The sequence below is a fragment of the Streptomyces sp. ISL-94 genome (assembly GCF_018614075.1).
In the GTDB taxonomy this organism is placed as follows: Bacteria; Actinomycetota; Actinomycetes; order Streptomycetales; family Streptomycetaceae; genus Streptomyces.
This window is the reverse complement of the sequence record NZ_JAGGOZ010000053.1, coordinates 20,474-45,756: the sequence shown is the minus strand read 5'-3', so window position 1 is coordinate 45,756 and position 25,283 is coordinate 20,474. Positions and strand designations below refer to the sequence as shown.

The following is a 25,283-nucleotide window of genomic DNA, read 5'->3' as shown; positions in this document are numbered from 1 at the left end:
AGGGCCCGAGGGCCGAGGGCCCGAGGGTGACCGAGCGGGCCGCCACCCGTCGCGTGCGCGGCCCGTGCCCGCACCGGCAGCACGAGGAGGAGACCACGGCGCATCCGGTGGCCCTCTCGCCCGGGGCACGCGCGGAGGCCCTCGTCCGGCTGGGAGAGGGTGAACTCGACGTCCTCGTCGTCGGTGGCGGCGTCGTCGGCTCCGGGGCGGCTCTGGACGCCGCCACCCGGGGCCTGAGCGTCGGCCTCGTCGAAGCCCGGGACTGGGCCTCGGGGACGTCCAGCCGCTCCAGCAAGCTCATCCACGGCGGCCTGCGCGACCTGGAGATGCTGGACTTCCGGCTCGTCGCCGAAGCCCTCAAGGAACGCGGCCTGCTGCTCCAGCTCCTGGCGCCCCATCTGGTGCGTCCGGTGCCGTTCCTCTACCCCCTGCAACACCGGATCTGGGAGCGGCCGTACGTCGGCGCCGGCGTGCTGCTGTGCGACACCATGGCCGCGGCTTCCGGCACCTCCAGCGGCCTGCCCCACCACCGCCACCTGCTCAAGCGCCGAGCCCTGCGCGAGGCGCCCGCGCTGCGCTCCGACGCCCTGGTCGGCGCCATCCAGTACTGGGACGCCCAGGTGGACGACGCCCGGCACACCCTGTTCCTCACCCGCACGGCGGTCGCCTACGGAGCGCTGGCCGCCAACCGCACCCGCGTCAGCCGCTTCCTGCGGCAGGGCGAGCGGGTGGTGGGGGCCGTCGTCACCGATCTGGAGACCGGCGACGAGACGGAGGTGCGGGCCAAGCAGGTCATCAACGCGACCGGCGTGTGGACCGACGACACCCAGGCCATGGCCGGCACGCGCGGCCAGTTCCACGTCCGCGCCTCCAAGGGCGTACACCTGCTCGTCCCCCGGGACCGGATCAACTCCCGCACCGGGCTGATCCTCCGCACCGAGAAGAGCGTGCTGTTCGTCATCCCCTGGGGACGACACTGGATCATCGGGACCACCGACACCGACTGGACACTCGACAAGGCCCATCCCGCCCTCAGCTCCATGGACGTCACCTACCTGCTGGAACACGTCAACGGCGTCCTTGTCCACTCCCCTGGTTCCGGAGGACGTCGAGGGCGTCTACGCCGGTCTGCGCCCCCTCCTGTCCGGTGAGGCCGCGGAGACCAGCAAACTGTCACGGGAGCACCTGGTCGCACACCCGGTCCCCGGGCTCGTCGTGGTGGCCGGCGGCAAGTACACGACGTACCGGGTCATGGCCAAGGACGCGGTCGACGAGGCGGCCCGCGGCCTGGACGAGAAGGTGCCCGACTGTGTCACGCAACGCGTTCCGCTGATCGGCGCCGACGGCTACCCGGCCCTGTGGAACTCCCGGCACGGCCTCGCCGAGCGCTCCGGGCTGCACGTCGCCCGCATCGAGCACCTCCTGAACCGCTACGGCTCCCTGGTACACGAACTCCTCGCCCTGGTCGCGGCCGACCCCTCGCTCGGCGCGCCGCTGCCGAGCTCCGACGACTACCTGCGGGTCGAGGCCGTCTACGCGGTGACCCATGAGGGAGCCCGCCACCTGGAGGACGTACTCGCCCGACGTACCCGGATCTCCATCGAGTCCTGGGACCGTGGCGTGGACGCGGCGCGGACCGTCGCGGAACTGATGGCGCCCCAGCTGGGATGGGACCAGGCGCACCAGGACCGCGAGGTCAACCACTACCTGAAGCGGGTGGCCGCTGAACGCGAGGCCCAACAGCAGCCGGACGACCAGACCGCCGACGCCGTGCGGCTCGGCGCCCCCGACATCATCCCGGTGCGCTGAGGCACCCCTGTCCAGGGCCTGGGCGAGCACGTGCCGACCCCGCGACGCGTCCTACGGTGAGGCCCTGTGAAGAGCGGGATGGCCATTCTTCGTCACGGTGCTCGTCGCGGGCGGCACGGCGGCCCCGGCACGTGGCCCCCGGCCATGCCCCGGGGCACCGGCCGGGAAGGTCCGCTACGACCTACGACCTCAGGGGCCCGGTTGCCCGGGTTCTGGGCCCTCCCGACAGCGGGTGGAGGCCGGGCAGTCTGATGCTCATCCGCCCGAAGAGGTCCTGTGGCTGCCGATGGCCAGGGCACCGGCGGGCAGCGGCGAGCAGCACGTGCCGGGCCCGTCCGGAGCCGGGTCGTTCCACGTGGCGCGGTCGGCGAGCACCCGGGACGGATCGGCGCCGACCTTGCCGACGGTGCTCACGCCTTCGTGCCGGCTGACGAGCCAGTGCGCACCGGCGCACAGGAGCCATCCGTCCATCTTCCCCAGCGCCTCTGTGATACCGGGCAGGGACTCACAGCCGCGCCCCCGGCCGGCACTCGATCATTCCACTCACGTCGGTCGACATGCCGAGATCCTGCCTGCGCAGCCCGGGAGCCGGCATCTGCATTTCTCTGTCCGCGCGCTCGGGTGCGCAACCGGGGCCGCCCCGCCCTCAGGCTGGCTTCGTAGGCGAGAAGGAGCTTCTGGCACACATTTTGGGAGAGGCGGAACGGTGGGGCGGGCGGCGGCCTTGGGGGGTGTCCTTGATGTGGCGGCAATTACCTCCGGGGTAATCGCACCGCCCAACCTCCCTCGGCTACGTTCGCGGTCATCACTCACCCCCGGAACGAAGGAGCCCCGTGGTGCCCGCTTACGGCTTCGCTCATCTCCGCAGCCGCCGGAATCACCCCGACGTCATCGAGTACCTGGAGTGCATCCAGGCAACCCTCGACCCCTTCGCAGGCCGCTTCGTCATCCACGGTCCGCCGGCCGAAGTCGTAGAGGGTACGTGGCCTGGCAGCATGGTGCTGATTGAGTTCCCCAGCCTGGCCGAAGCCCGTGCCTGGTACGACTCTCCGGCCTACCGGGCCATCCTGCGTTTGCGTACCGATCACGTCGAGGGCGACTTGCTGCTGATTGAGGGCGTCGGGCCGAACTACGACCCGGCCGAGCGAGCCCGCAAGCTGCAAACGGAAGCCGGCCGAGCGGGCCAGTCGACCACGTAGTCCTGCAGCCGCCTTCTCAAGCGCCGAGCCACTTCGCGCTCGTTTTGCGGAGGAGCGGGAGTTTGGCGCGGGTTGACGCGGCCTTCGACAGGGTCGGCGTTCCAGTGACTGGTGAGGCCCTGGACGGCGGCGTCGCGGTCCTTCTCCAGTCCAGTGGCGAAGCTCTTTCCCACGGCTACTGCGTGGGAAAGAGCTGTCGGCACGCGTGACCGGCTTGCCCGCAGGGGGTGACCTGCGGAAAACGGGCGGTGCTGATTTGCCGGTCTCCCACCTCCGGATGGACGCCGTCAGGGGTCGAGTTCACCCATCCGGCCTACTCCCGCTCCCTCCGTCGCGGCTGGAAGGTCTTTACTCGAAACGAGGGGCCGGACCTGCTACGGACGGGCGTTGGTCCCAGGGACCTCGCAGGGCGACGGCACAGGCCGCTGCCGCTGTCCCGGCATCCAGCCACACCGAGAGAAGTTCACCTATCCCAGGAGGCCGAACATGGTGCACACCCACGTACGCTCGGCGGCCCTTGTCTGCGCCGGCATCCTCACAGTCACCGCAGCCCCGGCCTTGGCCGCCACTCAACCCTCGGCCGTACAGCCGGCTCCTTGCCGTACCGCGGACCTGAGTCTCGACTGGACGTCCGGCGGGACGGCGAAGCCCGGCGGCAGGAACACCGAAGAGCAGGTGAACGCCTTCGTGGCGATGAAGAACACCGGCTCCAGCGCCTGCACCCTGCAGGGCTACCCGAAGGTGACCCTGAAGATGGGCACGGAAACCCAGGGCGTGGAAACCGAGACGTTCTTCGAACAGGAGTCGGAGAAGCCGAAGACCGTCACGCTCAACGCGGGAGCCACCGCGCGGTTCACCATGACGTTCCTCTCCGGGAGGAGCGACGACAACATCATCGACCCCGGGGTCGCGTCCGTCACGCCGCCTGGCAACACCAAAGCCAAGGAGCTGCGTTGGATGTGGGGGCCGGTCCAAAGGCAGGAAGCGGCCACGCACCCGCTCAACTACGTCAGCCCCGTCCTTCCATGACCACCCCAGGCCACAGCCCAAGCTTCGCTGTCAAGCAACCGGTCCCGCTCCGCCACATCCACCGCCAGGCCCAACGGAGCTTGGTCGCGTCCACTCAGCGGTAAACCGGCACACCACCTCCCCAACGGACGGCGCAGCGAGCCCACGGGCCACTCAGCGGCTTGGGTGGTCATACCGTGGCGATCACTTGAGTCGTTTTGAGTGGTAGGGGGGAGGGGTGACCGGTCGGGGGGCGTGTGCGGGACTTACAGGTGCCCGCGGCACGTCCTCCGCGCCGTCAAGCCGGCCCAAAGATCCCGTATACAACAGAATGTGCGGGCATGAGTGATATTTCCGAACTGGTGAGACGCCTTGGACTGGAGCCGCATGCCGAGGGCGGGTGGTTCCGTAAGACTTGGCGAACCGGGACTGTTGCGGTTCCCGACGGGTACGGGGGGCCACGCCCCTTCGCGACCGGCATCTACTTCCTCCTTCACCCCGGTGAGGTCTCCCACTGGCACCGGGTGCGTTCGGACGAACTGTGGCTGTGGCACAGAGGCGGACCACTTTCTCTGCGGCTCGGCGGCAGCGGGGCCGCCCCCGACGAGGGGACCGTCGCGGCGGTGGGACCCCATGTCGAGTACGGGCAGCAGCCGCAGCTCCTCGTGCCGGCCGGCGTATGGCAGACCGCGGAACCGGCCGGCGACGAGCCGGTCTTGGTGTCGTGCGTCGTGGCTCCAGGCTTCGACTTCGAGGACATCGAGCTGCTGTGACACCTGTGCGAGCGCTCACGCGAGCGCCCGCAGGATTTCAGGTGTGCCTTTCGCGGTGAGGACCCGTCCCGCGAGAGGGGTCGGTGTGGCGGGCCAGTCGGTGCACAGGTAACGGGCGAGCAGCAACTGTGCGCCGAAGACGGGTGCGGCCTTGTCGACCTCGGCGGTGATCTCGTCCACGGACCGGCGGGTCCGCTGCTCAGGCCGCAGGTGCAGGCAGCGCACCGCCGTACCGCCCGCCAACGTGTCCCCACCGCTGCTCTTCCCGCTGCCCCCGCTCTCAGGGCGTAGAACTGGCCCAGCAGGGACCCGTACGACAGGCCGTGGTAGTTGAGCTTGTCGTCCCGATGACCGTGAGCGCGCGGGGCCGGGCGGGTCGTTCGCGGGTGAGGATGAACTCGTTGACGTAGAGGGCGATGCGGGTGTAATGGGCGGGGTCGAGGGGGTGGTGGACGACGGCGCCGCTGATCAGGCCCGCGCCGACGAAGTAGCCGACGTAGCCGAGGTAACGGGCGGCCAGGGACGACCAGCGCCGCCGCCGGCGCGCAGCTCGCGCCGCAGGTGTGGAGGCGGACTGAGGCAGCGGCAGGAGCCGTGGTTCAGCCCAGGGTGGCGAGGAGTTCATTGCAGGCCTGCTCGCAGGAGCGGCAGGCTTCGGCGCACATCCGGCAGTGCTCGTGCATGTCGGCGTGGGAGTCGCATTCGTCGGCACATGCCTTGCAGGCCGTCGCGCAGGCCTGGACGATGGCGCGGGTGATGTTGGCGTCGTAGCCGGTGTGGCGGGAGAGGACCGCCGCGGTGGCGGTGCAGATGTCGGCGCAGTCCATGTCGGTGCGGATGCACTTGGTCAGGTCGCCGACCATCCCCTCCGACAGGCAGGCGTCCGCGCACGCCGTACATGCCTGGGCACAGGCGATGCATTCCTCGATGCAGCGGGTGAGCTTGTCACGATCGACGTCGCCCAGGTCGGCCGGGTAGGTGGCGAGCATGTCCTTGACGGTGGCCATCACTCTTCGCCTCCAGTTCTGCCGGGGCCGGCGAACCGGGCCGGCCACGCCTGACTGACCCCGGACTTTCAGCGTGTGACCGTGCTGAGCCGACCGCAAGCAGGAACAGGGCGCCCTGTTCCTGCTTGGGCACCAAGGCCGCGGAGCCGCTCTGCAGTGGGAGGCGTGCACGACGGCGTGGCCCTTGCCGCGCCCGATCATCCACTTGTGGACCGGCTTCGTGATCAGGAACGCGATCAGGAAGCCGTGGACGGGCATGCCGGGTCATCCTGCTGGGCAGGCGCATCACCGTGGTGGGGACCGGCATCGGCTGCACCCCAGCCCGAACGGGGTGCATCGGCCGTCGGCCGCCTCCGTTCCGGCCGTCCGTGCGATACGAGATGAGCACACCATGACCGAGCCTGCCGAACCGCAGCCCAAGGATCCTCACGCGGAGCCCGAACCGGTCCCGCGCGATCCGCAACCCGAGCCGCCTCCGGGCGAGACCTCTGATGGCAATCCGGAGGAGCCGGTGTCGGAGCCTCCCGACTGACGGGTGGTTCCTAACCGTCAACTGTCTCCGTCCGTCGCAGCCGGATGCCGCCAAGGAGGTGAGCAACCAGCACGTTTGCAGCCGGCCGACTCAGGCGGTGATGCGGAACAGGAACCTGACGTTGAAGTGCTGGTGGTCCGGCTCGCCCTTGGCTGCGTTCGCTTCAATGGGGCGAATGAGCCGTGACGCGGTAGTTGGAACCTGGCCAAGATTGTTGGCACTACCGTGTCGATCGCGAGGCGTCGATCTTGCGCGCCAGGTCGTCGCCGACCTCGATGAGGAGCGTCCGTAGCGCCGCGTAGTGCGAGGTGCTCGCGGCACCAATGTGGAACCACATGTTGTTGCATTTCGTGGGCCATGGATGACGATCGGACTCCGTTTGACCGTGCGAGAGCACGATGGGACGGGGAGCAAATCTGGGCTCTCCTTGAGTGATGTGAGCCCAGACGAAAGCTGAGGCTCCCTGGCGGGCGTAGTCGTCCAGGCGAGGATTTCGCTCGAAACGAGGTCGAGGTAGCGCACGAAGGATCTTCTGCCATTCGCCAGGCTCCAAGCTCCAGTTGTTCAGTGCGATGCGGCGTCGCCGGTAGTCGACGGGGCTCGGGGCATCGTCAAGTTCTCGTGCAAGAGCCCGAAGAGCGGTTGTGAACCGGTCGGGAGGGTGGCTGGCGAGTTGTCGGTTGAGCGCCCGACTGATCGTGAAATTGCCCGCCTGGGTGATTCCCAGGTAGGAGGCCGCCTCGGCCTGGGCGCCACCGATCCTCCACTGGACGAGTTTGACGGCAGCCAGTCGGCGTGCGGCTCGGGTATGGGTGCCCCAGCCGAAGACGGCGAGGTGGCGTTCGAATTGGTCATGCTCCAGTGCGGCGGCGATGTGTTCCGGCTGGTAGCCAGCCGTGCGGGTCGGCGCTCGCAGGCCGGAGGCGCCTCCGTTGCGGCGGAAGGCCCGAATGGACGGTTCGGCGGCGAGCAGTAGCCTCTCCGAGCACAAACTCCTGTGCCGGTTGAGGATGTGACTCCAGGGGGCGAGGCTGGGCAGGCCGGTCCAACTGGCCCGATGGTGGCCGGCGAGGGTGAGTTCGAGATCGTCTGTGCCCAGAACGGCCTCAGCGGCGAGGAGGAGCCCCGCTGTTGCCACTGGGCTGTGAGGGGACGAGTAGAGGCTGCCGCTGCGGTTTGCTTCGTGAACATGGCGGGCCACCGCGGTGGCCAGAGCTGGTGTCAGCAGGTCCTGTCCCATGGGCCAGGACGCGCAGAGCAGAGCGGTGACGACTCGCAGGTCCGCGAATCGCTGTGTGGCCTCCTCGGCTGTCGTGTTGACGTCCAAGAGGTCCAGGAGACGCGCCTGCATCTTGGTGATTACGGGGCTGGGTTCAGGCCCGGAGCTGGAAATTCGGTCGAGGCGAACTTTGCAGGGCGTGTGGGTGAACCCCGGCGCGTGCTTGATTCCGGGTTCCGGCAAGCGGCATTCGGCGGGGTGCAGGCCGCATGCTTGGTGCCTGCGAACAGGGGGGTGACTCGGCTGATCTTGTGGTTCCTCGGGCAGCCATGGTGAAGGAAGGCCCGGTGGTCCGGGCAGAGGAAGGCAATGGGTAGCTGCCAGATCTTCTTCCAGGGACCGCCGTACTTCTGCTGGACGGTGCTGCCGTCGCCGGCCAGGCATCGCGGGCAGTAGCGGGGGCTGTCGTTGAACAGCCAGCTGTCGAAGACCTTCACCGCGGCCGGGGATCGGGAGATGGGCGGGTAGCGGTCGGCCCAGGGCCGGAGTGTCAGTTGCTCGCCCTCGGCCTCGGTCAGGCGGGTAGCGCGGGCGAAGGCGTTCGTGCGGAGATCCAGATGGAGCCGTCGGCTGACCTTGGCCTCCGGACCGCTGCCGCATCCGAGCAGTCGGGTAAGCCGGTTCGGCTCCAGGTGGAGCCGGTAGGCAAGCCGCAGGAGGTAGCCGTTCAGGGACTCGCCTGCCAGCGGTTCCAGGCTCATGCCCAACGGCCGCGCGGGCTCATCCGCCGTGTCAGCCATCGGCGGCCGGCCGTTCTCCGCGGTCGTCGAAGACCGTGTTGCGGGACCTGCGGGCGGACTTCTTTGCTGGGGTCGCCGGTGGCGGGACGTCCTGGGGGATGTCGGGGACTTCGCCGGTTTCCGCGTCGAGGTCATCGAGGTTTCCGAGCCGGATCGGCGTGCTTCTGAGCAGTTCCAGGGACAGTCGTTCCTCACCGCTGGCGATGGCCCCGGTGCAGCCGGCCTCGATCAGGCGTCGCAGCAGGCCGACGATTCCCCGTGAGCGCCGGAACAGGTATTCCGGCATGGAGCCGCTGGTGAGCATGCCCGCGGTGGCACGGAAGAGCCGGAGCTGGTCCTCGATGCCTGTCAGGTGGTCGAGGAAGGCGGCGATCCCGATCGGGGTGGTGTAGTCGAAGGGATCCAGGTCGACCAGGTCGAAGCGGCGGTCGGTCTGCGTGTCCGCGGCCTCGTTGTGGCTCTTGCCGCGTCGGATGTCGGGCAGGACGTACTGATTGGTGCGGGCATCGACATAGGCTCCGCGCAGGAGACCGGACTTCGGGATGTCGACGCCGATCAGCACGAGGGTGACGTTGAGGTCCATCAATTCGCGGATCAGGTCCAGAGTGTCCTGGTCGTCCTGCCGGTGAAGTCGGAGCCGGGTCACATCGTCGATCAGCAGCGCCGTGGTGTTGTGGTCCCGGATCGAGTCCCTGACGGCGCGTACCAAGTCGTCCAGCGTGCCGGGGTGCGGGTTGCCGTAGACGTCCAAGATGTTCTTGCACAAGGCTTTCGGTGTCGCCCGGACCGGTAGGCGGCAGTAGGCGACGGGAACGAACAGGTCACGGGTCCCCGGCATGCTGCCCGGCAGAAGTTGGCGATAGACCTCCCGCCACATGTCCTCGAAGGCCGCAGCCGCGCGGCAGGCCGTCTCGGTCTTCCCCTGGAAGCCACCTCCGTTGAGCATCAGGCCGTCCAGGGTGCCCGGCGCGAATCTGACGGCGTTGTTCTGCAGCCGGCCGAGCATCAGGTCGGCGACCTTCGTGCTCATCGGCGTCTCCTGGAGCCGCATGTTGACGTGGCTCGCGGTGCGGTGCATGTCGTGCAGCCCCTTGCGCCGGGGGCTGAGCGCGTCGTACTCGCGCAACGACAACCGCGGCGCCGGGATGAACGCGTCGCGCGTCAGGCGCCACTGCTGCCAGCCCTCGTGGCGGGTTCGGTCCGGCCTCGGCCCCAGCCGCAGGAACTGGGCGAGCGGGCTCTCATCCTGCGTTGGGCGGTCCGCCATCGGCGTCCTCCTGGTCGTCGTCCTCGGGCAGGGCGAACACGCTGCGGGTGCGGAAGCCGGCCCCCAGGGTGGGCGGGGGTTTGGGGGCGGCGGACACGGTGGCCTCCCGCCGTCGGCGGCGCTCGGCGTCGAGGCTGTCCTGGGCCTGGCGGGCGCGCTGCGGCCACTGCAGCACGGTCACTACCGCCTCCTGTCCCTGTGCGTCCTCGGACTCGGCGGGCGTCGTTGCGGGACGGTCGGCTTCGGCCGCTTTGGCCTGGGCGACCTCGCGGGCGTGCTCGGTTCGCTGCGACTTGTTCATCTGGGTGGGCCACTGGCTGACCGGGATAGCGGATCCGATCAACTCCAATAGCACCGGCAGCAGTTCTGTGTCGGATTTCGGCTTCATCCCGCAGGATGCGGCCTTCTTCAGCAGGTCGCGGACGCGGGCGTCGCCGAAGGCCGGCATCTGACCTACTGCAGGCTGACCCGTCCAGGCCAGAGGGTGCCAGGCATGAGTGATCGGGTCCTGGAAGAAGACTGTCCGCCGGTCGCGGGGGTCGCGCCGGATCAGCCACTGGCCCTTGTGTTTGCCGCCGCGTGTCGAGCGCTGGCCCCGGTAGTCGCGCAGGATCTTCTCGTCGTCGTACCAAAGTCCGCGGATCTTCACTCCGCGCCGGGCGTCGATGCGCACGTAGTGGGATGGCAGCAGTTCGTAGAACAGTTCCGGGGAAGGGATCTCCATCGCGAGGCCGGCCTGCGCGAACGAAGCCGCGAACAGAGAGTTCGGACTGTGGACCCCGTCGGGGTCCCAACTGGGGGCGTACTCGCCCAGTTGGCGCGTCTGCCAGATCTTGACGATCCAGGTAGCGATCAGGTGTTCCATCTCGTCCACGGTCAGCAAGGCATCGGCCGCCGGATCGGCCCCGCGGTCGGCGATGTCGACCCCGGTGTAGCCCGTCAGCAGCTCGAACAGCAGCTGCCTGCAGGTGCCGAACGCCCGCTCACAGGCAGCCTTGTCCTGCGGTCGAAGAACGCGGGAGGGAAGGATGTTGCAGCCCAGAACGCGCTGCACTTCGACCAGGTGGTGGTTCCGGTAGACGGCTCCGTGGTCGGTGGTCACCGTCTCCGGGGTGAAGAACGGCAGGCCGGCGACCTTGTGCCCGGCGAACTCCGAGACGACGGCCGCAGGCAGGCCCGGGTAAGGCCATTCCAGCTCATCGCCCCAGTCCGCCCGCATCGGCAGCGGCATCATCACGTCCCGCAGCAGCATCGCGACGTCCACCGCCGTGTCGGAAACCAGCGTGAGCCGGAACGCGACCAGCGAATGCGTGTAGGTATCGAGGGCGATCGTCAGATGCGGCTTGATCGGGTCGCCGAAGACGCCGTCGCGGACCATGACCGGCAGGACCGTGGTGTCCAGCGCGACGACTTGGCCCGGTCGGTGGACCACCACGTGCCCGTTCTTCACCGGCAGGTCGGCCGACCGTGCATAGCGCTGACGTGCACCGCCCGGACCGAACCACTCCTTCCAGACCCGGCAGAGCGTCCGATAACTCGGCACCTTCGTCGCGTGCTCAGGCGCCTCGCCGGTGTCCGGCTCTTTCGAGTCGAACGTCTCGCGGACGTACTGCCGGATCATGCGGTCCTTCGTGCGCATCGACACCTTCGCCCCGCGCAGGGTCTCCTCACGGACCGCGAGAATCGCCTCCCGCACCTCCTCCGTCACCGCCGGGTGGCCGCCGCTCTCCCGCAGCCAGCGGTCATCCGCGCAGCCGATCAATCCGAACCGCCGCCGCCCGGTCTCCCACCGGATCAGCGTGTGCAGGCTGACCGCGTCCAGTCCCAGCAGCTTCGCCTGCTGCCGGTCCATCGCCCGCAGTTCGGCCACCTTCGCCCGGCGGCGGCCCGTCAGCGTCGTAGCGTCCGGGTCGTACTCGGGTTTCGGCTCACCAGGCCCCGGCCTCAGCCGATCACCGCTGCGGAACCCTGTCGCCACCTCCAGAAGATGGGCCATCCTCAGCTCGACGAGCTCCAGCCGGCCCTTTTTCAAGTCCTCGACCGCCTTGGACTGGCGCCCCCGGTCAGCACCAGCCGACGCCGTTCGCGAAGACGGCCGGCAATCCGGATGGTTGGCCAGGAACCGGAAGCTCACCTGCTGACGGACCCCATCGGAGGCAACCAGCTGAACCCGCCCCAGGTGCGGCTCCCGCCGCTCGACCGTCCACTGTGTGCCGTCCAGCACCACCCCGGCCCCGGGCGACAGATCCAGCACCGCTCGTGCCGGCCTCATGCCACCACCACCGGTGAACAGTCGCCCAGAGGCTCGGCGAGGTTCACCCCGAGCCTGCGGTGCCAGAGCAGGTGCAGCAACTGGGCCCGTGCCAGGGGTTCGTAGGCAGCCGTGGCGGCGAGCTCGCCGAACGTCAGGCCCTGCCGCGCGGACTCCACAAGCCCCGGCCGCAGGCCCAGCGGGTCGGACAACGGCCGCCGCCTCGAAGAGAGAGCGTCGAGGGCCGCCAAGACATGATCGCGCCAGCGGGCCGCCACCACGTAATGCCAGCCGCAGGCGAGCGCGACCTCGGCCGCCGCGGCGAAGGACTCCCGGTCCTCCTCCTTGATCAAAGGCTCCGGGCGTACGTCGATCAGCCAGATTCCCGACCGCGTCACCGCGAGGAAATCCGGCGTGTGGTTCCGGCGCTTGTCCACCGTGCCGAACCGCAGCCTCAGCGGCTGCGAGACGACGTCGACCAGGTCCCCGGCGAAGTCCAGGGCCAGCAACAGCCGGGCCTCCTCCAGACTCTCCGCGCCGTGGTGACGGCCGGTACTGACCATGAACTGCAACCCCGGGCGGTGGCCTTGCTCCCGCCGCCACGAGAAATGACGGATCGGGTCACCATCCACCAGCGGTGCCCGGATGAGCTCCCGGACCGAACAGGACACCTGCTCACTGCCCGTCTTCCACATCACCGTCCACCGGCTGGGCCAGTCTTCATCCAAGTCGAGGCCGGCCTTCCCCGCCTCGACGGACACCGCGACAAGGAGTTCACCCCAGGCCGCACTGTGCGACCACACCGGCCCAGCCGGTACCCCTGCTGCCGTACGCCCCGCTGTACGCGGGCTTTCGCTCGACCTCATGCCTCCAGAGAAATGCCCCATCGGCCCTCGGGGCGCTGGTTGCCCGGAACTGGTTCCAACAAGGATGGCAATTCGCCGAAGGTTGCAAGAAGCGTGACTATTTGCTTCCAACATGTGTGTCCCGCGCGGGATGAACCACCAGGTCGCCACAACCCGATGGTTCCAACTACCGCGTCCCGGCACAGCGAATGTGCATGTGCACGGAGCTGTCACCTACAGGGCTGCGGTGTCGGGACGGATCTCGCAGAACTCTCATAGATGGTCATTTATGCGAGTGCGCGCGGCATGCCGGTCTCGCGGTAGAGGTCGATGGCGAGGGCGAGGGCGGCGTGGGTGGCGGGGTGGGGGTCCTGGCGGCGCCAGATGAGGTGGACGGGGACGGGATCGGCGTCGCGCAGGGGGCGGTAGGTGATGCCGTCGCGGCGGTACTGAGCGGCGGTGGCCTGGGGGGTGACGCCGACGCAGCGACCGGTGGCGATGGCGGCGAGCCAGTCGTCGATGTCGTGGATGTACTCGACGGCGGGCCGTTCGTCTTCTGGCCACAGGTCCAGGGTGGTGGTGCCGGTGCGGCGGTCGATGGCGAGGGTGCGGGTGGCGATTTCTTCCAGGCGGATGCTTCGGCGGCGGGCCCATGGGTCGTCGGAGGCGAGGGCCACGTAGCGGTGCTCGTGACCGACGAGGGCGTGTGACCAGGGCTTGAGGTCGATGGGGGGCGCGGATGACTGCGAGGTCGCAGAGCCCCTCGGCAAGCCCGCCGGTGGAGGAGTTGTGGCGGATGAGCCGGAGTTCGGTCTCGGGGTGGCTGTGGTGCCAGCGGCGCTGGAATTCGGTGGTGTGACGGCCGAAGGCGGACCAGGCGTGGCCGATGTGCAGGCGGCTGTGGCCGGTGGAGGCCTCGGTGACGAGTTCGGCGGCGGCGGAGAGCAGCGGGCGTGCGCGGGCGAGGGCCCGCACGCCCGCGGTGGTGGGAACGACCGTCCGGCTGGTGCGGTGCAGTAGCCGCACCCCGAGGATCTTTTCCAGAGCGAGCAGGTTCCGGGAGACGGCGGCCTGGGAGACGCCCAATTCAAAGGCCGCGTCCGTGAAGCTGCCCGTGTCGACGATCGCGACCAAGCAGCGCAGGTGCTTCAGCTCACCGACTACCTGGGCATGGGCCTGGCGCTCCTGGCCGCGGTGTGCTGGGGCTGCTACATCCTGCTCAACCGCGCCGTCGGCCGGGGCCTGCCCGGTCTGGAGGGCTCGGCTGCCGCTTCGGCCGTCTCCGGCGCGCTCTACCTCCCCGTCGGCGCCCTGGTGCTCTGGCAGCATCCCCCCACCCCTGCCGCCCTTGCCTGCGCGCTGGCAAGGTGAGCGCAGGGGCACCGTAGTACTGGGTGAGCGCCCCGCGTTCGATCTCGTGGATTCCTGGCGGGAGGGGGCTATTCCGACTGTGCACTAATCCCCCTCCCGCCAGTAGTTCGTGGCTCTTGGCGGCTTCTCAGGCGACGGTCGCCGGTGTGTCCCGCAGGGTGACGTTGGCGTGGCTCTCCTGGAAGCTCTGATCGGAAACCAGGGTCAGCCGGGCCGTGGACTGGAACTCCGGAAGAGTGGCGGAGCCGCAGGACACCATTGTGGTCTTGAGCTTGGCGATGGTCAGGGCGAGCCCTTCACTGAGGTCGCCGGCGTAGGGGACGTAGCCGTCGACGCCTTCCTCGAAGATCAGGCCCTGGCCGCCCTGTCCGTACCGCTGCCAGTTGCGGGCACGGTTCGAGCCCTCGCCCCAGTACTCCTTCACGAAGCCGTCCCGGGTGGGGAGCTTCGCGCCGGCCGCTTGGTCGAAGCGGGCGAAGTAACGCCCCATCATGACGAAGTCGGCTCCCATCGCCAGCGCCAGGGCCACGTGGTAGTCGTGCACCAGGCCGCCGTCGGAGCAGATCGGCACGTACTCGCCGGTGCGCTCGCGGAAGGCGTCCCTGGCCGCGGCGACGTCCAGCACCGCGCTTGCCTGGCCGCGGCCGATGCCCTTCTGATCGCGGGTGATGCAGATGGAGCCGCCGCCCACGCCGACCTTGACGAAGTCCGCACCGGCCTCGGCGAGGAAGGTGAAAGCTTCCCCGTCGACCACGTTCCCGCCGCCGATCGGGATCTCCGGGTAGTGCTTCTTCACCCAGGTCAGGGCTTGCGCCTGCCAGTCGCTGTAGCCGTCGGAGGAGTCGAAGCACAGGGCGTCCGCGCCTGCCTCCAGCAGGGCGGGGACGCGCTCTTGGTAGTCGTGGGTATTGACGCCCGCGCCCACGCGCAGGCGCTTGGCGGTGTCCACGGCCTGGTCCGGGAAGCGCTTGTTGTCCGCGTAGTCGGACCGGAACACCAGATACTGCAGGTGGCCCTCGGCGTCCAGGACGGGGAGGCAGTCCAGCCGCTCGTCCCACAGCCGCGCGTTGGCCTCGGAGAGCGTGGTGTCGGCCCCGGCGTGCGGCAGGTCGGCGATGGCGGTCATCCGACCGCCCACCGGTCCGTCGAGGTTGTGTCGCTGGGGGTGGAAGTCGCGGGAGGTCACCAGGCCGAGCAGCCGGCCGGTGGCGCTGCCGTCGTGGGTGACCGCGGCGGTGCTGTGACCGGTGCGTTGCATGACGGCGACCAGGTGGCTCAGGCTGTCGTCGGGGCGGACGTTGGTGTCGCTGGTGACGAACCCGGCCTTGAAGTTCTTCACCTGGCGGACGGCTGCGGCCTGGTCCTGGACCGACTGGTTGTGGTGCAGGAAGCTGAGGCCGCCGTTGCGCGCGAGCGCAATCGCGAGTTCCGGTGTGCTGACAGCCTGCATGATCGCGGACGTGAACGGGGAGCCGAGTTCGATCGCCGACTGCTCGCCCACGACGTGCCGCACCAGGGGCGTGCGCAGGTCGACCGTCGCGGGCGAGCAGTCGGTCCGGGTCCGGTTCGGCAAGAGCAGAAACTCGTTGAACGTTCTTGAGACCTCGGCGATGATCTGTGCCACTCGTTCCTCCTGACCCGTCGACCGGGGCCCGACTGCCCGGCCGTGAAGATCGCCCCGTGCCCGAGACCCGGGCAGGAAAGTGCCGGCATGGCAGCTGTGGAGGTGTCACGAACTGCGGCAGAGCCCTGACTTGCCCGTGGTTCGAACCGGGTGCGGTCGTGACCTGGCACCCTATCGATTGCCCCGCCGCTGCACGAATCTTGTCCTCTTCACCGGCGATCGCCGGTCGCGGGTGTCTCCTTCTGGTCCTCGGCCCGTGCCGCGAGGTACTCGGTCGAGGCGCGCCTGGCGTAGGCGACCCACTCAACGGCGGCGTCGCGCGGCGGATGTGTGAGCCGCTGCAGGGCAGGCGACACTACCGACAGGGACGGCGAGCAGGAGGGATGGCCATGGCCGGCGCGTTGGCGGCAGGTGGGTGGGGGCTATGTGCAGGAGCAGCGCTCCTGGTGGGAGCTGCGGCCGGATCGTTCCTTTCCGTTCCGCCGCGGTGGGTAGCCCTGATCATGGCATTCGGCAGTGGAGTGCTTATCTCTGCAGTCTCCTTCGATCTGATGGCCGAGGCTCACGAGCTGGGCGGTACGGTCCCGACGGTGGCCGGGGCGGTGGCCGGGGCGGCTTTGTACTCCGCGGCGAATGTCCTGCTGGCTCGGCACGGTGCCCGCCATCGCAAGCGTTCCGGCGCACAGCAGCCTTCCGAGCAGGAACAGCCGGGCTCCGGCAACGCGATCGCAGTCGGCGCGCTCCTGGACGGCATCCCGGAATCGGTCGTCATCGGCACCAGCCTCCTCGGTGGCGGGCATGTGGGCACGGCCACCGTGGCCGCCGTCTTCATCAGCAACCTCCCCGAGGGACTGGCCAGCGCCTCGGGCATGCAGCGGGCCGGCCGCAGCCGGACATACGTCTTCATCCTGTGGTCCGCCATCGCAGTGATCAGCGCACTCGCGGCACTGGCCGGATACACACTCCTCGGAGACGCCTCGGGCACGACGATGGCAGCGATCACCGCACTGGCGGCAGGAGCGATCCTCGCCATGATCGCTGACACGATGATCCCGGAAGCCTTCGAGCAGGCATACCTCCTCACGGGCTTCACCACAGTGCTCGGCTTCCTGACCGCCTTCATGCTGTCCCACGGCTGACCGGAGACACTGAGGTGACCCGGGCCTCTGGACGCGGACGTAGCCGGAACGGAACCCCTCCGCGAACCGGGATCGGGCCGACAGCGGGGGTGAGCGGCAACATCGGGGCGGCACGGGGCCCGACCGGAGCGGCAAACCGCTTCGTCAGGGCCCGCTGAGGCAGCGCTCCAGGGGCCAGCGCCAGGCCGCCCACGCCTCGGCGTCCGCGAACACTCCGTTCCGGTCGGCGAGCATCGCGAGCACCTGGCCGCGGGCGAGCTCCACCTCCCGGTGCTCGGCATCGGTGACGATGCCGAGCCGTCGTAGGTGGGCGTACTCGTCCTCGTCCTTCCACGCGAACCGGTCCAGGCCGGGGTCGATGACGAGGTCGACGGTCAGGTCGAAGGTGTCGAACCCGGCCTCGGTGCGGGTCGCGGGATGCTCGAAGTTGACGTACCAGTTCCGTAGCCGGTGGCGCCGTCGGGGACGTAGAAAGCGTGCACGCTGAACCATGCCGCCGGCGGCATCCACAGCAGCAGCTCGTCACCTGCCACCGCGCCGGTGCGAGCTCCCACTCCCCCGCCGCCATCGCGTCGAACGCCGCCGTGCGTACCGTTCGGCCGCCCTCGGCGTGGGCCTTGGCCAGCGGACCTCCGTGCCTGGCGCGCAGGCCGTCACCAGGGCCCGCGGGGTGTCCGCGATGACGCACAGCGCTTGAGGGTGCGGCCGCGGCCGGGGGCAGTGCTCCGTCCACCGGCGGTGCCGGAGTACTGTCGCTGGACCCCGGCCGAACGGTCCTCCTTCTTCAGGAAGCCGGTGTCGTCCACGATCAGGACCGCTTCGGGGTCGGCGAGGTGCTCGACCACGTAGTCCCGCACATCGTCGAGGACCTCGTCGGAGCCCCAGTCGGTTTCGGTTCAGCAGCCGGTGGATCCGGTCCCGGCCCGTATGCCCGGCCTCCTCCGCCGGCGTCCAGCCGTTCTTCCGCTCGAGCGGAGCCACCGGTCCCCGCCCTCACGCGAGTACCGACTCACGCGGCTCCGACCTGGAGAAGCCGTGCACGAACCGCTCGCGCACAGCCTTCGGTTCCCCCGCCACGACCGGGCCCCGGCAAGTTCCCCACCCACAACCACACCGACGCCCCACCCACCCAGCCGTCACCGCAAAGACCGTTGCGGTACCAGCAAGGCGGCGTGGCCTGATGGCGCCGCCGTCTCAAGAACCGGCCAAGATACCTTCTGGATACATTCAACCCCGGAGGGTGATCGTCGCCCGCGCGGGCGCCGCGCGGAAGCCTGGGTTCCGACCCATTCAGGGGTCAGCCGGTTCCCCCAGCGTGCCGGCTCCGCTGTCTCCCGAAAGGGGCCACCAGGTGAAGCGCGGCAGGGCCAGGGCAACGACGGAACACGCGGCCGACGCGATCACGGACCGGCTGCTGCAAGCCGGGCGCCTGCTCAGCAAGGCACCCCAGACGGCGGACGGCCGGGCCGTGTTCCGCACCGATCAGAGCGTCAACGACACCCCGTACCGCGAACGCTGGGCGCACGACAAGGTGGTGCGCTCCACCCACGGGGTCAACTGCACCGGCTCCTGCTCCTGGCAGGTGTACGTCAAGGACGGCCTGATCACCTGGGAGACACAGGCCACCGACTACCCCTCGACCGGCCCGGACCGGCCGGAGTACGAGCCGCGCGGCTGTCCGCGCGGCGCCTCCTTCTCCTGGTACACCTACTCGCCCACCCGCGTCCGCTACCCGCACGCCCGCGGGGTGCTCGTGGAGATGTACCGCGAGGCGAAGCAGCGCCTGGGCGGGGACCCGGTCGCCGCCTGGGCGGAGATCACGACCGACCCGGACAAGCGGCGCCGCTACCAGAAGGCCCGCGGCAAGGGCGGCCTGGTCCGCATCGGCTGGCAGGAGGCCCTGGAGATCGCGGCCGCCGCCCACGTCCACACCCTCCGGGCGCACGGCCCCGACCGCATCGCCGGCTTCTCGCCCATCCCCGCGATGTCCATGGCCTCCCACGCGGTCGGAGCCCGCTTCCACGCCCTCCTCGGCGCGCCGATGCTCACCTTCTACGACTGGTACGCGGACCTGCCCATCGCCTCCCCGCAGGTCTTCGGCGACCAGACCGACGTCCCCGAATCCGGCGACTGGTGGGACGCCGCCTACCTGATGCTGTGGGGCTCCAACGTCCCCGTCACCCGCACCCCCGACGCCCACTGGATGACGGAGGCCCGCTACCGCGGCCAGAAGGTCGTGGTCGTCTCCCCGGACTACGCGGACGCCACCAAGTTCGCCGACGAGTGGCTCCACCCGCATCCGGGCACCGACGGAGCCATGGCCATGGCCATGGGCCACGTCATCCTCAAGGAGTGCTTCGTCGACCGGCAGGTCCCGTACTTCGCCGACTACGTACGGCGGTTCACCGACCTGCCGTTCCTCGTCGAGCTGGAGGAGCGCGAGCCGGGACGGCACGTGCCGGGCCGTTTCGTGACCGCCGCCGACCTGCGCCTGAGCCGGGACGTGCAGGACGAGGCGACACGCCGCTGGATGCCCGTCCTGCTGGACGACCTCACCGGAGCGCCGGTGGTGCCGAACGGAACGCTCGGCGACCGCTGGTCCAAGTTCGGCGAGGGCCGCTGGAACCTGGACCTCGGCGACGTCGAGCCGCGCCTGAGCCTGTACGAAGGCGCGGACGGGCCCAGCGCGCAGGTGCTCCTCCCCAGGTTCGACGAGGCCGGAGCCACCCTGCTGCGCGGCGTTCCCGTCCAGCGCCTCGGCGACCGCCTGGTGACGACGGTGTTCGACCTGATGCTCGCCCAGTACGGAGTGGGCCGCCCCGGGCTCGAGGGACAGTGGCCGGCCGCGTACGAGGACGCCTCCGTCCCCTGCACCCCGGCCTGGCAGGAGGCCATCACCTCGGTGTCGGCCGGCGCCGTGCTGCGGGCGGCCCGGGAATTCGCGCGGACCGCCGAGCAGACCCGGGGCCGCTGCATGATCGTCATGGGTGCCGGCACCAACCACTGGTTCCACTCCGACACCATCTACCGCTCCTTCCTCTCCCTCCTGCTGCTCACGGGCTGCCAGGGGGTCAACGGCGGCGGCTGGGCCCACTACGTCGGCCAGGAGAAGGTCCGCCCGTTCGCCGGCTGGCAGCAGCTCGCCACCGCCTCCGACTGGGTACGCCCCTCCCGGCAGATGGCCGGCACACCGTACTGGTACCTGCACACCGACCAGTGGCGCTACGAGGGCTTCGCCGCCGGCACCCTCACCGCACCCACCGCGCGCGGCACCTTCGCCGGCGCCCACACGGCCGACCTGGTGGCCCGCTCGGCGCGCAACGGCTGGATGCCGTCCTTCCCCACCTTCTCGGCCAACCCCCTGGACCTCGGCCGGCGCGTACGGGAATCCGGCGCGGAACCGGCACAGTGGGTGGAGCAGCAGCGTGACGCCGGCCGGCTCGGCTTCGCCTGCGAGGACCCCGACGACCCCGCGAACTGGCCGCGCGTACTGACCGTCTGGCGGGCCAACCTCATCGGCTCCTCCGCCAAGGGCAACGAGTACTTCCTGCGGCACCTGCTGGGCGCCGACGACAACGCCTCCGCCCCCGAAGCCCCCGAGGAGCACCGCCCGCGCGAGGTGGCCTGGCGCGAGGAGGCGCCGCGCGGCAAGCTCGACCTGCTGCTCGCCCTCGACTTCCGGATGACCTCCACCACCCTGTTCGCCGACCTCGTCCTGCCGGCGGCGACCTGGTACGAGAAGCACGACCTGTCCAGTACGGACATGCACCCCTACGTCCACGCCTTCTCCCCGGCGATCGACCCGCCCTGGCAGGCCCGCACCGACTTCGAGATCTTCCACAACCTCGCCGCCAAGGTCTCCGAACTCGCGGCGGGCCGCCTGGAGGAGGCCTGGGACCTCGTCGCCACCCCCCTCCAGCACGACACCCCCGGCGAAGCTCCCCCCGAGGGACCCACCCGGCCCGAGTACACGCTGGTCAAGCGGGACTACACCGCCCTCGCCGACCTGCTCGCGGCCTTCGGGCCCATGGCCGACGAACACGGCATGCTGGTACGCGGCCTCACCGTGCACACCTCCGCCGAATCGCGCTGGCTCGCCGGACGCTGCGGCACGGCCCGCAAGGGAGCCGCCCAGGGCCGCCCGCTGCTCGACACCGACGTCAAGCTGTGCGAGGCGATCCTGGCCCTGTCGGGCACCACCAACGGCCGGGTCGCCGCCGAAGGCTTCCGCCAGCTCGGCCTGCGCTGCGGACCGGCCAGCGGCCTGGAGGAACTCGCCGCGTCGGTGGCGGAGCGGCGCATCGTCTTCTCCGACACCCAGGCCCGCCCGGTGCAGGTCGGCGCCAGCTTCGAATGGTCCGGCAAGGAGGGCCCCGAGCGCCGCTACGCGCCCTTCACCATCAACACCGAGCACCGCAAGCCGTGGCATACGCTCACCGGCCGCCAGCACTTCTACCTCGACCACGAGTGGATCGCCGAGTACGGCGAACAACTCCCCGTCTACCGGCCCCCACTGGACCTCGCCGCCCTGGGCGACAGGCCCCGCCAGGAGGAGGACGACGGCCGGCGGTCGGTGACGGTCCGCTACCTCACCCCGCACTCGAAGTGGTCCATCCACTCCGAGTACCAGGAGAACCTCCTGATGCAGACCCTGGCCCGCGGCGGCCCGGTCATCTGGCTCGGCACCGAGGACGCCGCGGCCATCGGCGTCGCGGACAACGACTGGATCGAGGCGGTCAACGCCCACGGCGTGGTGGTCGCCCGCGCCGTCGTCTCCCACCGCATGCCGACCGGCACGGTGTTCATGTACCACGTCCAGGAGCGCATGGTGAACGTGCCCCTGTCGGAGACCACAGGCCGTCGCGGCGGCGTCCACAACGCCCTCACCCGCCTGCTGATCAAGCCCACCCACCTGATCGGCGGCCACGCCCAGCTCTCCTTCGCCCCCAACTACTACGGCCCCACCGGCAACCAGCGCGACGCGGTGACCGTGATCCGCCGCCGCACCCAGGAGGTCACGTACTGATGCCCCGGAGCGAAGCGACCATCGGACGCGTCATGGCCCAGATCGCGATGGTCATGAACCTGGACAAGTGCATCGGCTGCCACACCTGCTCGGTCACCTGCAAGCAGACCTGGACCAACCGCTCCGGCAGCGAGTACGCCTGGTTCAACAACGTCGAGACGCGCCCCGGGCAGGGGTATCCGCGCTCCTACGAGGACCAGGACAAGTGGCAGGGCGGCTGGCAGCTCAAGCGGGGCCGCCTCGTGCCCCGCAGCGGCGGCCGTGCCCGCCGCCTCGCCGGCATCTTCGCCAACCCCCGCCTGCCCTCCCTCGCGGACTACTACGAGCCGTGGACGTACGACTACGAGAACCTGATCAGCGCGCCGCTGGGCGACGACGTGCCCACCGCCGCCCCCCGCTCCCTGATCGACGGACGGCCCACCCAGGTGACATGGGGCCCCAACTGGGACGACGACCTCGGCGGCGGCCCCGAGCACCTGGCCGGCGACCCCGTGCTCAAGAAGATGAACGAGCAGGTCCGCCTCGAGTACGAGCAGTCGTTCATGTTCCACCTGCCGAGGATCTGCGAGCACTGCCTGAACCCGTCGTGTGTGGCCGTGTGCCCCTCGGGGGCGCTGTACAAGCGGATCGAGGACGGGATCGTCCTCGTCGACCAGGACCGCTGCCGCGGTTGGCGCATGTGCGTGACCGGATGCCCGTACAAGAAGGTGTACTTCAACCACCGCACCGGCAAGGCCGAGAAGTGCACGCTGTGTTATCCCCGCATCGAGGCCGGCCAGCCCACCGTCTGCTCGGAGACCTGCGTCGGACGCCTGCGCTACCTCGGAGTCGTCCTCTACGACGCCGACGCGGTCGGCGCCGCCGCCGCGACACCGGACGAGAAGGACCTCTACGAAGCCCAGCTCGGCTGCTTCCTCGACCCCGACGACCCCGCCGTGCAACGGGCGGCGGAACAGGCCGGCATCCCGCACGACTGGATCACCGCCGCCCAGCGCTCCCCGGTCCGCGCGCTGATCAGCGAGTACAAGGTGGCGCTGCCGCTGCACCCGGAGTACCGCACCATGCCGATGGTCTGGTACATCCCCCCGCTGTCGCCGATCGTGGAGTCGCTGACCACCACCGGACACGACGGCGAGGACCCGGCGAAGCTCTTCGCCGCGATCGACTCGATGCGGATCCCCGTCGGCTACCTCGCCGAACTGTTCACGGCGGGCGATCCCGCCCCCGTGGAAGCTGCACTGTGCCGCCTGGCCGCGATGCGCGCGCACATGCGCCGCGTCAACCTCGGCGAGGAGCAGGACCCGGCCATCGCCCGGTCGGTCGGCATGGACGGCGACGGCATCGAGGCCATGTACCGGCTGCTGGCCATCGCCAAGTACGAGGACCGCTACGTCATCCCCACCGGTTACACCGCCGGACGCTCCGACCACGCCGACCCCGGAGCCGGCTGCAGCCTCGACGGAGACGGCGGCCCCGGCATGTACACGGCCGAGACCTTCCACGCGCCCCTCGCCGGGCCCGAATCCGCGGCCACCGGACCCACCGGGCCGCTGCAGGGCCGGGTCAACCTCCTCAACTGGAACGGCCAGGGCACCCCCTCCGGCCTCTTCCCCCGCCCGGAGGGGTCATGAGCCGCACCGCCGCCCTCCACCAGGCCGCCTCACTGCTGCTGTCCCACCCCGACGAGGACTGGCACCCGCGCCTGGACCTCGTCCGCGGCGCCCTCGACGGCCTGCCCGGGAAGGAGCCCGCGCTCCTGCTCCGCTTCTGCGCGGCCGTCGCCGGCGTACCGCAGCTCGAGCTGTCCGCACGCTACGTCGCCACCTTCGACCGCAGCCGCCGCCGCACCCTGCACCTCACGTACTACACGGACGGCGACACCCGCCGCCGCGGCGAGGCCCTCGTACGCTGGCGGCGGCTGTACCGCGAGCACGGCTGGCAGCCGCCCGCCGACGAGCTGCCCGACTTCCTGCCCCTGACCCTGGAGTTCGCCGCCCGCAGCCCCGGGCCGGGGCGCACCGCCCTCCAGGAACACCGCGCCGCTCTCGAACTGCTGCGCATGGCCCTGACCGACCACGAGAGCCCCTACGCCGACGTCCTCGAAGCCGTCTGCCTGACGCTGCCGGGCCCTTCCCCGGCCGACCGCGCGGCAGCCCTGCACCTGGTGCGCAGCGGCCCGCCCACCGAGACCGTGGGCCTGCTGCCCTTCCCCACCCTGCGCCCGCAGGCAGCCGCAGCCGCAGCCGCAGCCGAGGAGAACCGACGGTGAACCACCTGCACATCGCCCTGTGGGGCGTACTGCCCTACATCGTCGCCGTCGTACTCGTCGCCGGCACCGCCTGGCGCTACCACTACGACCGCTTCGGCTTCACCACCCGCTCCAGCCAGATGCACGAGCACCGGCTGCTCAGCGTCGGCGGCCCGCTCTTCCACTACGGGCTGCTGTTCGTCGCCGCCGGACACGTCGTGGGACTGATCGTCCCGGAGTCCCTCACCGAACGCGTGCACATCGAGGAACCGCTCTACCACGCCAACGCGTTGTTCGTCGGGGGAGCCGCCGGGCTGGCCACCCTGACCGGACTGGCGCTGCTGCTGTACCGGCGCCTGAAGGTCCCCGCGGTACGGGCCGCCACCAGCCGCAGCGACCGCGCTCTCTTCGGCCTCCGCAAGCTGGACCGTGCTCGTCGTGCGGATGCAGTCCGCGAGGGCGAACGCCGTCGAGGAAATCCGCCGCACCACCGGTCGGCGGATCGACCTCGACAACCCGGACCGCGTCCCGCTCGGCGACCCGGCCGCCTTCGGCCTCATCCGCCAAGCGACACCGTGGGTATGTTCCAGTGGAGTCCCCCGGCCGGCAGGACCTCGTCGGCCGGCTCGAGCCCCGCGATGTCCAGGACGTCATCGCCGGCATCAGCCTCCTCCGGCCGGAGTTCTTACTGACGCCGCTGGCCAAGAACGCAGAACTCGTTACCCTCGGGGTCTGCCAATACCACCCACGATTGATCACCCTGGCCAATATCAACACGCTGTGCGCCATGAGCCACCAGACGAGCCACCTCGGCGTCCTGGTCATCAGGCCTGAAGTCGAGGTGCAGTCGGCTCTTGACCTTCTTGCTCTCATCAAGCCGGACGAAGTCCAACCCCGGCAGGCGATCCGGCTCCGGGCGGATCTCGAACTCCTCATCAGAGGAGTGGACCACCACCCAGCCAAGAGCCGTAGCCCACCACTGCCCCAAGGCCACCGGATCTACCGAGTGAACAATTACCTGTTCCCATTCCAAGGTCATCCGCCGAGCTTAGACCTGCGCCGCACGTCCCGCCAGGGCGGCCAACTCGTGACGCTCGGGGCTTGGTTCGGAGAGGACATGCTCTCCGTCATGCCCGGCTGCGACCGAGCCCTCGCGGAGGCGGAC

At 69.8% G+C, this 25,283-nt stretch carries 20 protein-coding genes and 4 pseudogenes; 10 read left to right on the top strand and 14 right to left on the bottom strand.

The features are described from left to right. The first annotated feature begins 107 nt into the window (after positions 1-107). Positions 108-1,809, top strand: a pseudogene (locus J7E94_RS18070) (glycerol-3-phosphate dehydrogenase/oxidase). 255 nt (positions 1,810-2,064) lie between these two features. Here the strand turns inward: J7E94_RS18070 and J7E94_RS18065 are convergent. Continuing rightward, positions 2,065-2,280, bottom strand: a complete 216-nt coding sequence (locus J7E94_RS18065) for a hypothetical protein (RefSeq protein WP_215016573.1) — start codon at positions 2,278-2,280, stop codon at positions 2,065-2,067. A 365-nt stretch (positions 2,281-2,645) separates the two neighbouring features. Here J7E94_RS18065 and J7E94_RS18060 point away from each other — a divergent pair, with 365 nt between their 5' ends. From J7E94_RS18060 to J7E94_RS18050, 3 genes are all read left to right on the top strand, one after another. Further along, positions 2,646-3,008: a DUF1330 domain-containing protein gene (locus J7E94_RS18060; protein WP_215016571.1), complete on the top strand. Its 363-nt coding sequence runs from the start codon at positions 2,646-2,648 to the stop codon at positions 3,006-3,008. 486 nt (positions 3,009-3,494) lie between these two features. After that, complete coding sequence (locus tag J7E94_RS18055; RefSeq protein WP_215016569.1) at positions 3,495-4,037, top strand: DUF4232 domain-containing protein; 543 nt, start codon at positions 3,495-3,497, stop codon at positions 4,035-4,037. 320 nt (positions 4,038-4,357) lie between these two features. Continuing rightward, on the top strand, positions 4,358-4,789 hold the full coding sequence (locus J7E94_RS18050) for a cupin domain-containing protein (RefSeq protein ID WP_215016567.1): 432 nt from the start codon (positions 4,358-4,360) through the stop codon (positions 4,787-4,789). Positions 4,790-4,804: 15 nt separating this feature from the next. On the opposite strand, the gene J7E94_RS18045 is transcribed toward J7E94_RS18050, so the two are convergent. The 9 genes and pseudogenes from J7E94_RS18045 to J7E94_RS18005 form a co-directional block, all read right to left on the bottom strand. Further along, complete coding sequence (locus tag J7E94_RS18045; protein WP_215016565.1) at positions 4,805-5,032, bottom strand: alpha/beta hydrolase; 228 nt, start codon at positions 5,030-5,032, stop codon at positions 4,805-4,807. Between the two features lie 37 nt (positions 5,033-5,069). After that, the gene (locus tag J7E94_RS18040; RefSeq protein WP_215016563.1) at positions 5,070-5,414 is read right to left on the bottom strand and encodes a hypothetical protein; all 345 of its coding nucleotides are present in this window, start codon (positions 5,412-5,414) and stop codon (positions 5,070-5,072) included. After that, complete coding sequence (locus tag J7E94_RS18035) at positions 5,389-5,796, bottom strand: four-helix bundle copper-binding protein (protein WP_215016561.1); 408 nt, start codon at positions 5,794-5,796, stop codon at positions 5,389-5,391. The genes J7E94_RS18040 and J7E94_RS18035 overlap by 26 nt, the downstream gene beginning before the upstream one ends. A 752-nt stretch (positions 5,797-6,548) precedes the next feature. Then, positions 6,549-7,655 carry a hypothetical protein gene (locus J7E94_RS18030; protein ID WP_215016559.1) on the bottom strand — a complete coding sequence of 369 codons (1,107 nt, stop codon included), beginning with the start codon at positions 7,653-7,655 and terminating at the stop codon, positions 6,549-6,551. Positions 7,656-7,687: 32 nt separating this feature from the next. After that, positions 7,688-8,347, bottom strand: a complete 660-nt coding sequence (locus J7E94_RS18025; RefSeq protein WP_215016557.1) for a TniQ family protein — start codon at positions 8,345-8,347, stop codon at positions 7,688-7,690. Then, a complete protein-coding gene (locus tag J7E94_RS18020; protein ID WP_215016555.1) occupies positions 8,340-9,614 on the bottom strand; it encodes an AAA family ATPase in 1,275 nt (424 codons plus the stop codon). Before J7E94_RS18020 ends, J7E94_RS18025 begins: the two co-directional genes overlap by 8 nt. Beyond that, a complete protein-coding gene (locus J7E94_RS18015; protein WP_215016553.1) occupies positions 9,589-11,886 on the bottom strand; it encodes a DDE-type integrase/transposase/recombinase in 2,298 nt (765 codons plus the stop codon). The genes J7E94_RS18020 and J7E94_RS18015 overlap by 26 nt, the downstream gene beginning before the upstream one ends. Beyond that, positions 11,883-12,626 carry a TnsA-like heteromeric transposase endonuclease subunit gene (locus J7E94_RS18010; RefSeq protein WP_308345244.1) on the bottom strand — a complete coding sequence of 248 codons (744 nt, stop codon included), beginning with the start codon at positions 12,624-12,626 and terminating at the stop codon, positions 11,883-11,885. The genes J7E94_RS18015 and J7E94_RS18010 overlap by 4 nt, the downstream gene beginning before the upstream one ends. A 371-nt stretch (positions 12,627-12,997) precedes the next feature. Further along, a pseudogene (locus J7E94_RS18005) lies at positions 12,998-13,862 on the bottom strand (LysR family transcriptional regulator). A 3-nt stretch (positions 13,863-13,865) separates the two neighbouring features. On the opposite strand from J7E94_RS18005, the pseudogene J7E94_RS34665 reads away from it, so the two are divergent. After that, positions 13,866-14,075: pseudogene (locus J7E94_RS34665) on the top strand (EamA family transporter); the annotation flags it as partial. A 133-nt stretch (positions 14,076-14,208) separates the two neighbouring features. Here the strand turns inward: J7E94_RS34665 and J7E94_RS18000 are convergent. After that, complete coding sequence (locus tag J7E94_RS18000; protein ID WP_215016549.1) at positions 14,209-15,705, bottom strand: IMP dehydrogenase; 1,497 nt, start codon at positions 15,703-15,705, stop codon at positions 14,209-14,211. A gap of 389 nt (positions 15,706-16,094) precedes the next feature. Between J7E94_RS18000 and J7E94_RS17995 the strand changes: the two genes are divergently transcribed. Continuing rightward, positions 16,095-16,844: a ZIP family metal transporter gene (locus J7E94_RS17995; RefSeq protein ID WP_215016547.1), complete on the top strand. Its 750-nt coding sequence runs from the start codon at positions 16,095-16,097 to the stop codon at positions 16,842-16,844. A 144-nt stretch (positions 16,845-16,988) separates the two neighbouring features. On the opposite strand, the gene J7E94_RS34660 is transcribed toward J7E94_RS17995, so the two are convergent. Both J7E94_RS34660 and J7E94_RS17985 read right to left on the bottom strand, forming a co-directional pair. Then, positions 16,989-17,336, bottom strand: a complete 348-nt coding sequence (locus tag J7E94_RS34660) for a DUF402 domain-containing protein (RefSeq protein ID WP_251056830.1) — start codon at positions 17,334-17,336, stop codon at positions 16,989-16,991. A 239-nt stretch (positions 17,337-17,575) separates the two neighbouring features. Beyond that, positions 17,576-17,969: pseudogene (locus tag J7E94_RS17985) on the bottom strand (transposase); the annotation flags it as partial. A gap of 226 nt (positions 17,970-18,195) precedes the next feature. On the opposite strand from J7E94_RS17985, the gene J7E94_RS17980 reads away from it, so the two are divergent. The 4 genes from J7E94_RS17980 to narI are packed head-to-tail and all read left to right on the top strand — an operon-like array spanning position 18,196 to position 24,810. Further along, the gene (locus J7E94_RS17980; RefSeq protein ID WP_215016545.1) at positions 18,196-21,870 is read left to right on the top strand and encodes a nitrate reductase subunit alpha; all 3,675 of its coding nucleotides are present in this window, start codon (positions 18,196-18,198) and stop codon (positions 21,868-21,870) included. Further along, entirely contained in the window at positions 21,870-23,501 is a 1,632-nt protein-coding gene (gene narH / locus J7E94_RS17975) for a nitrate reductase subunit beta (protein WP_215016543.1), read from the top strand. Before J7E94_RS17980 ends, narH begins: the two co-directional genes overlap by 1 nt. Then, entirely contained in the window at positions 23,498-24,139 is a 642-nt protein-coding gene (gene narJ, locus J7E94_RS17970; RefSeq protein ID WP_215016541.1) for a nitrate reductase molybdenum cofactor assembly chaperone, read from the top strand. The genes narH and narJ overlap by 4 nt, the downstream gene beginning before the upstream one ends. Next, positions 24,136-24,810, top strand: coding sequence for a respiratory nitrate reductase subunit gamma (narI, locus tag J7E94_RS34655; RefSeq protein ID WP_308345242.1), 675 nt, complete (start codon positions 24,136-24,138; stop codon positions 24,808-24,810). Before narJ ends, narI begins: the two co-directional genes overlap by 4 nt. Here narI and J7E94_RS17960 read toward each other — a convergent pair. Then, positions 24,804-25,157, bottom strand: coding sequence for a VOC family protein (locus J7E94_RS17960; RefSeq protein ID WP_215016539.1), 354 nt, complete (start codon positions 25,155-25,157; stop codon positions 24,804-24,806). The two genes, narI and J7E94_RS17960, sit on opposite strands and share 7 nt — an antisense overlap. Between the last annotated feature and the right edge of the window lie 126 nt (positions 25,158-25,283).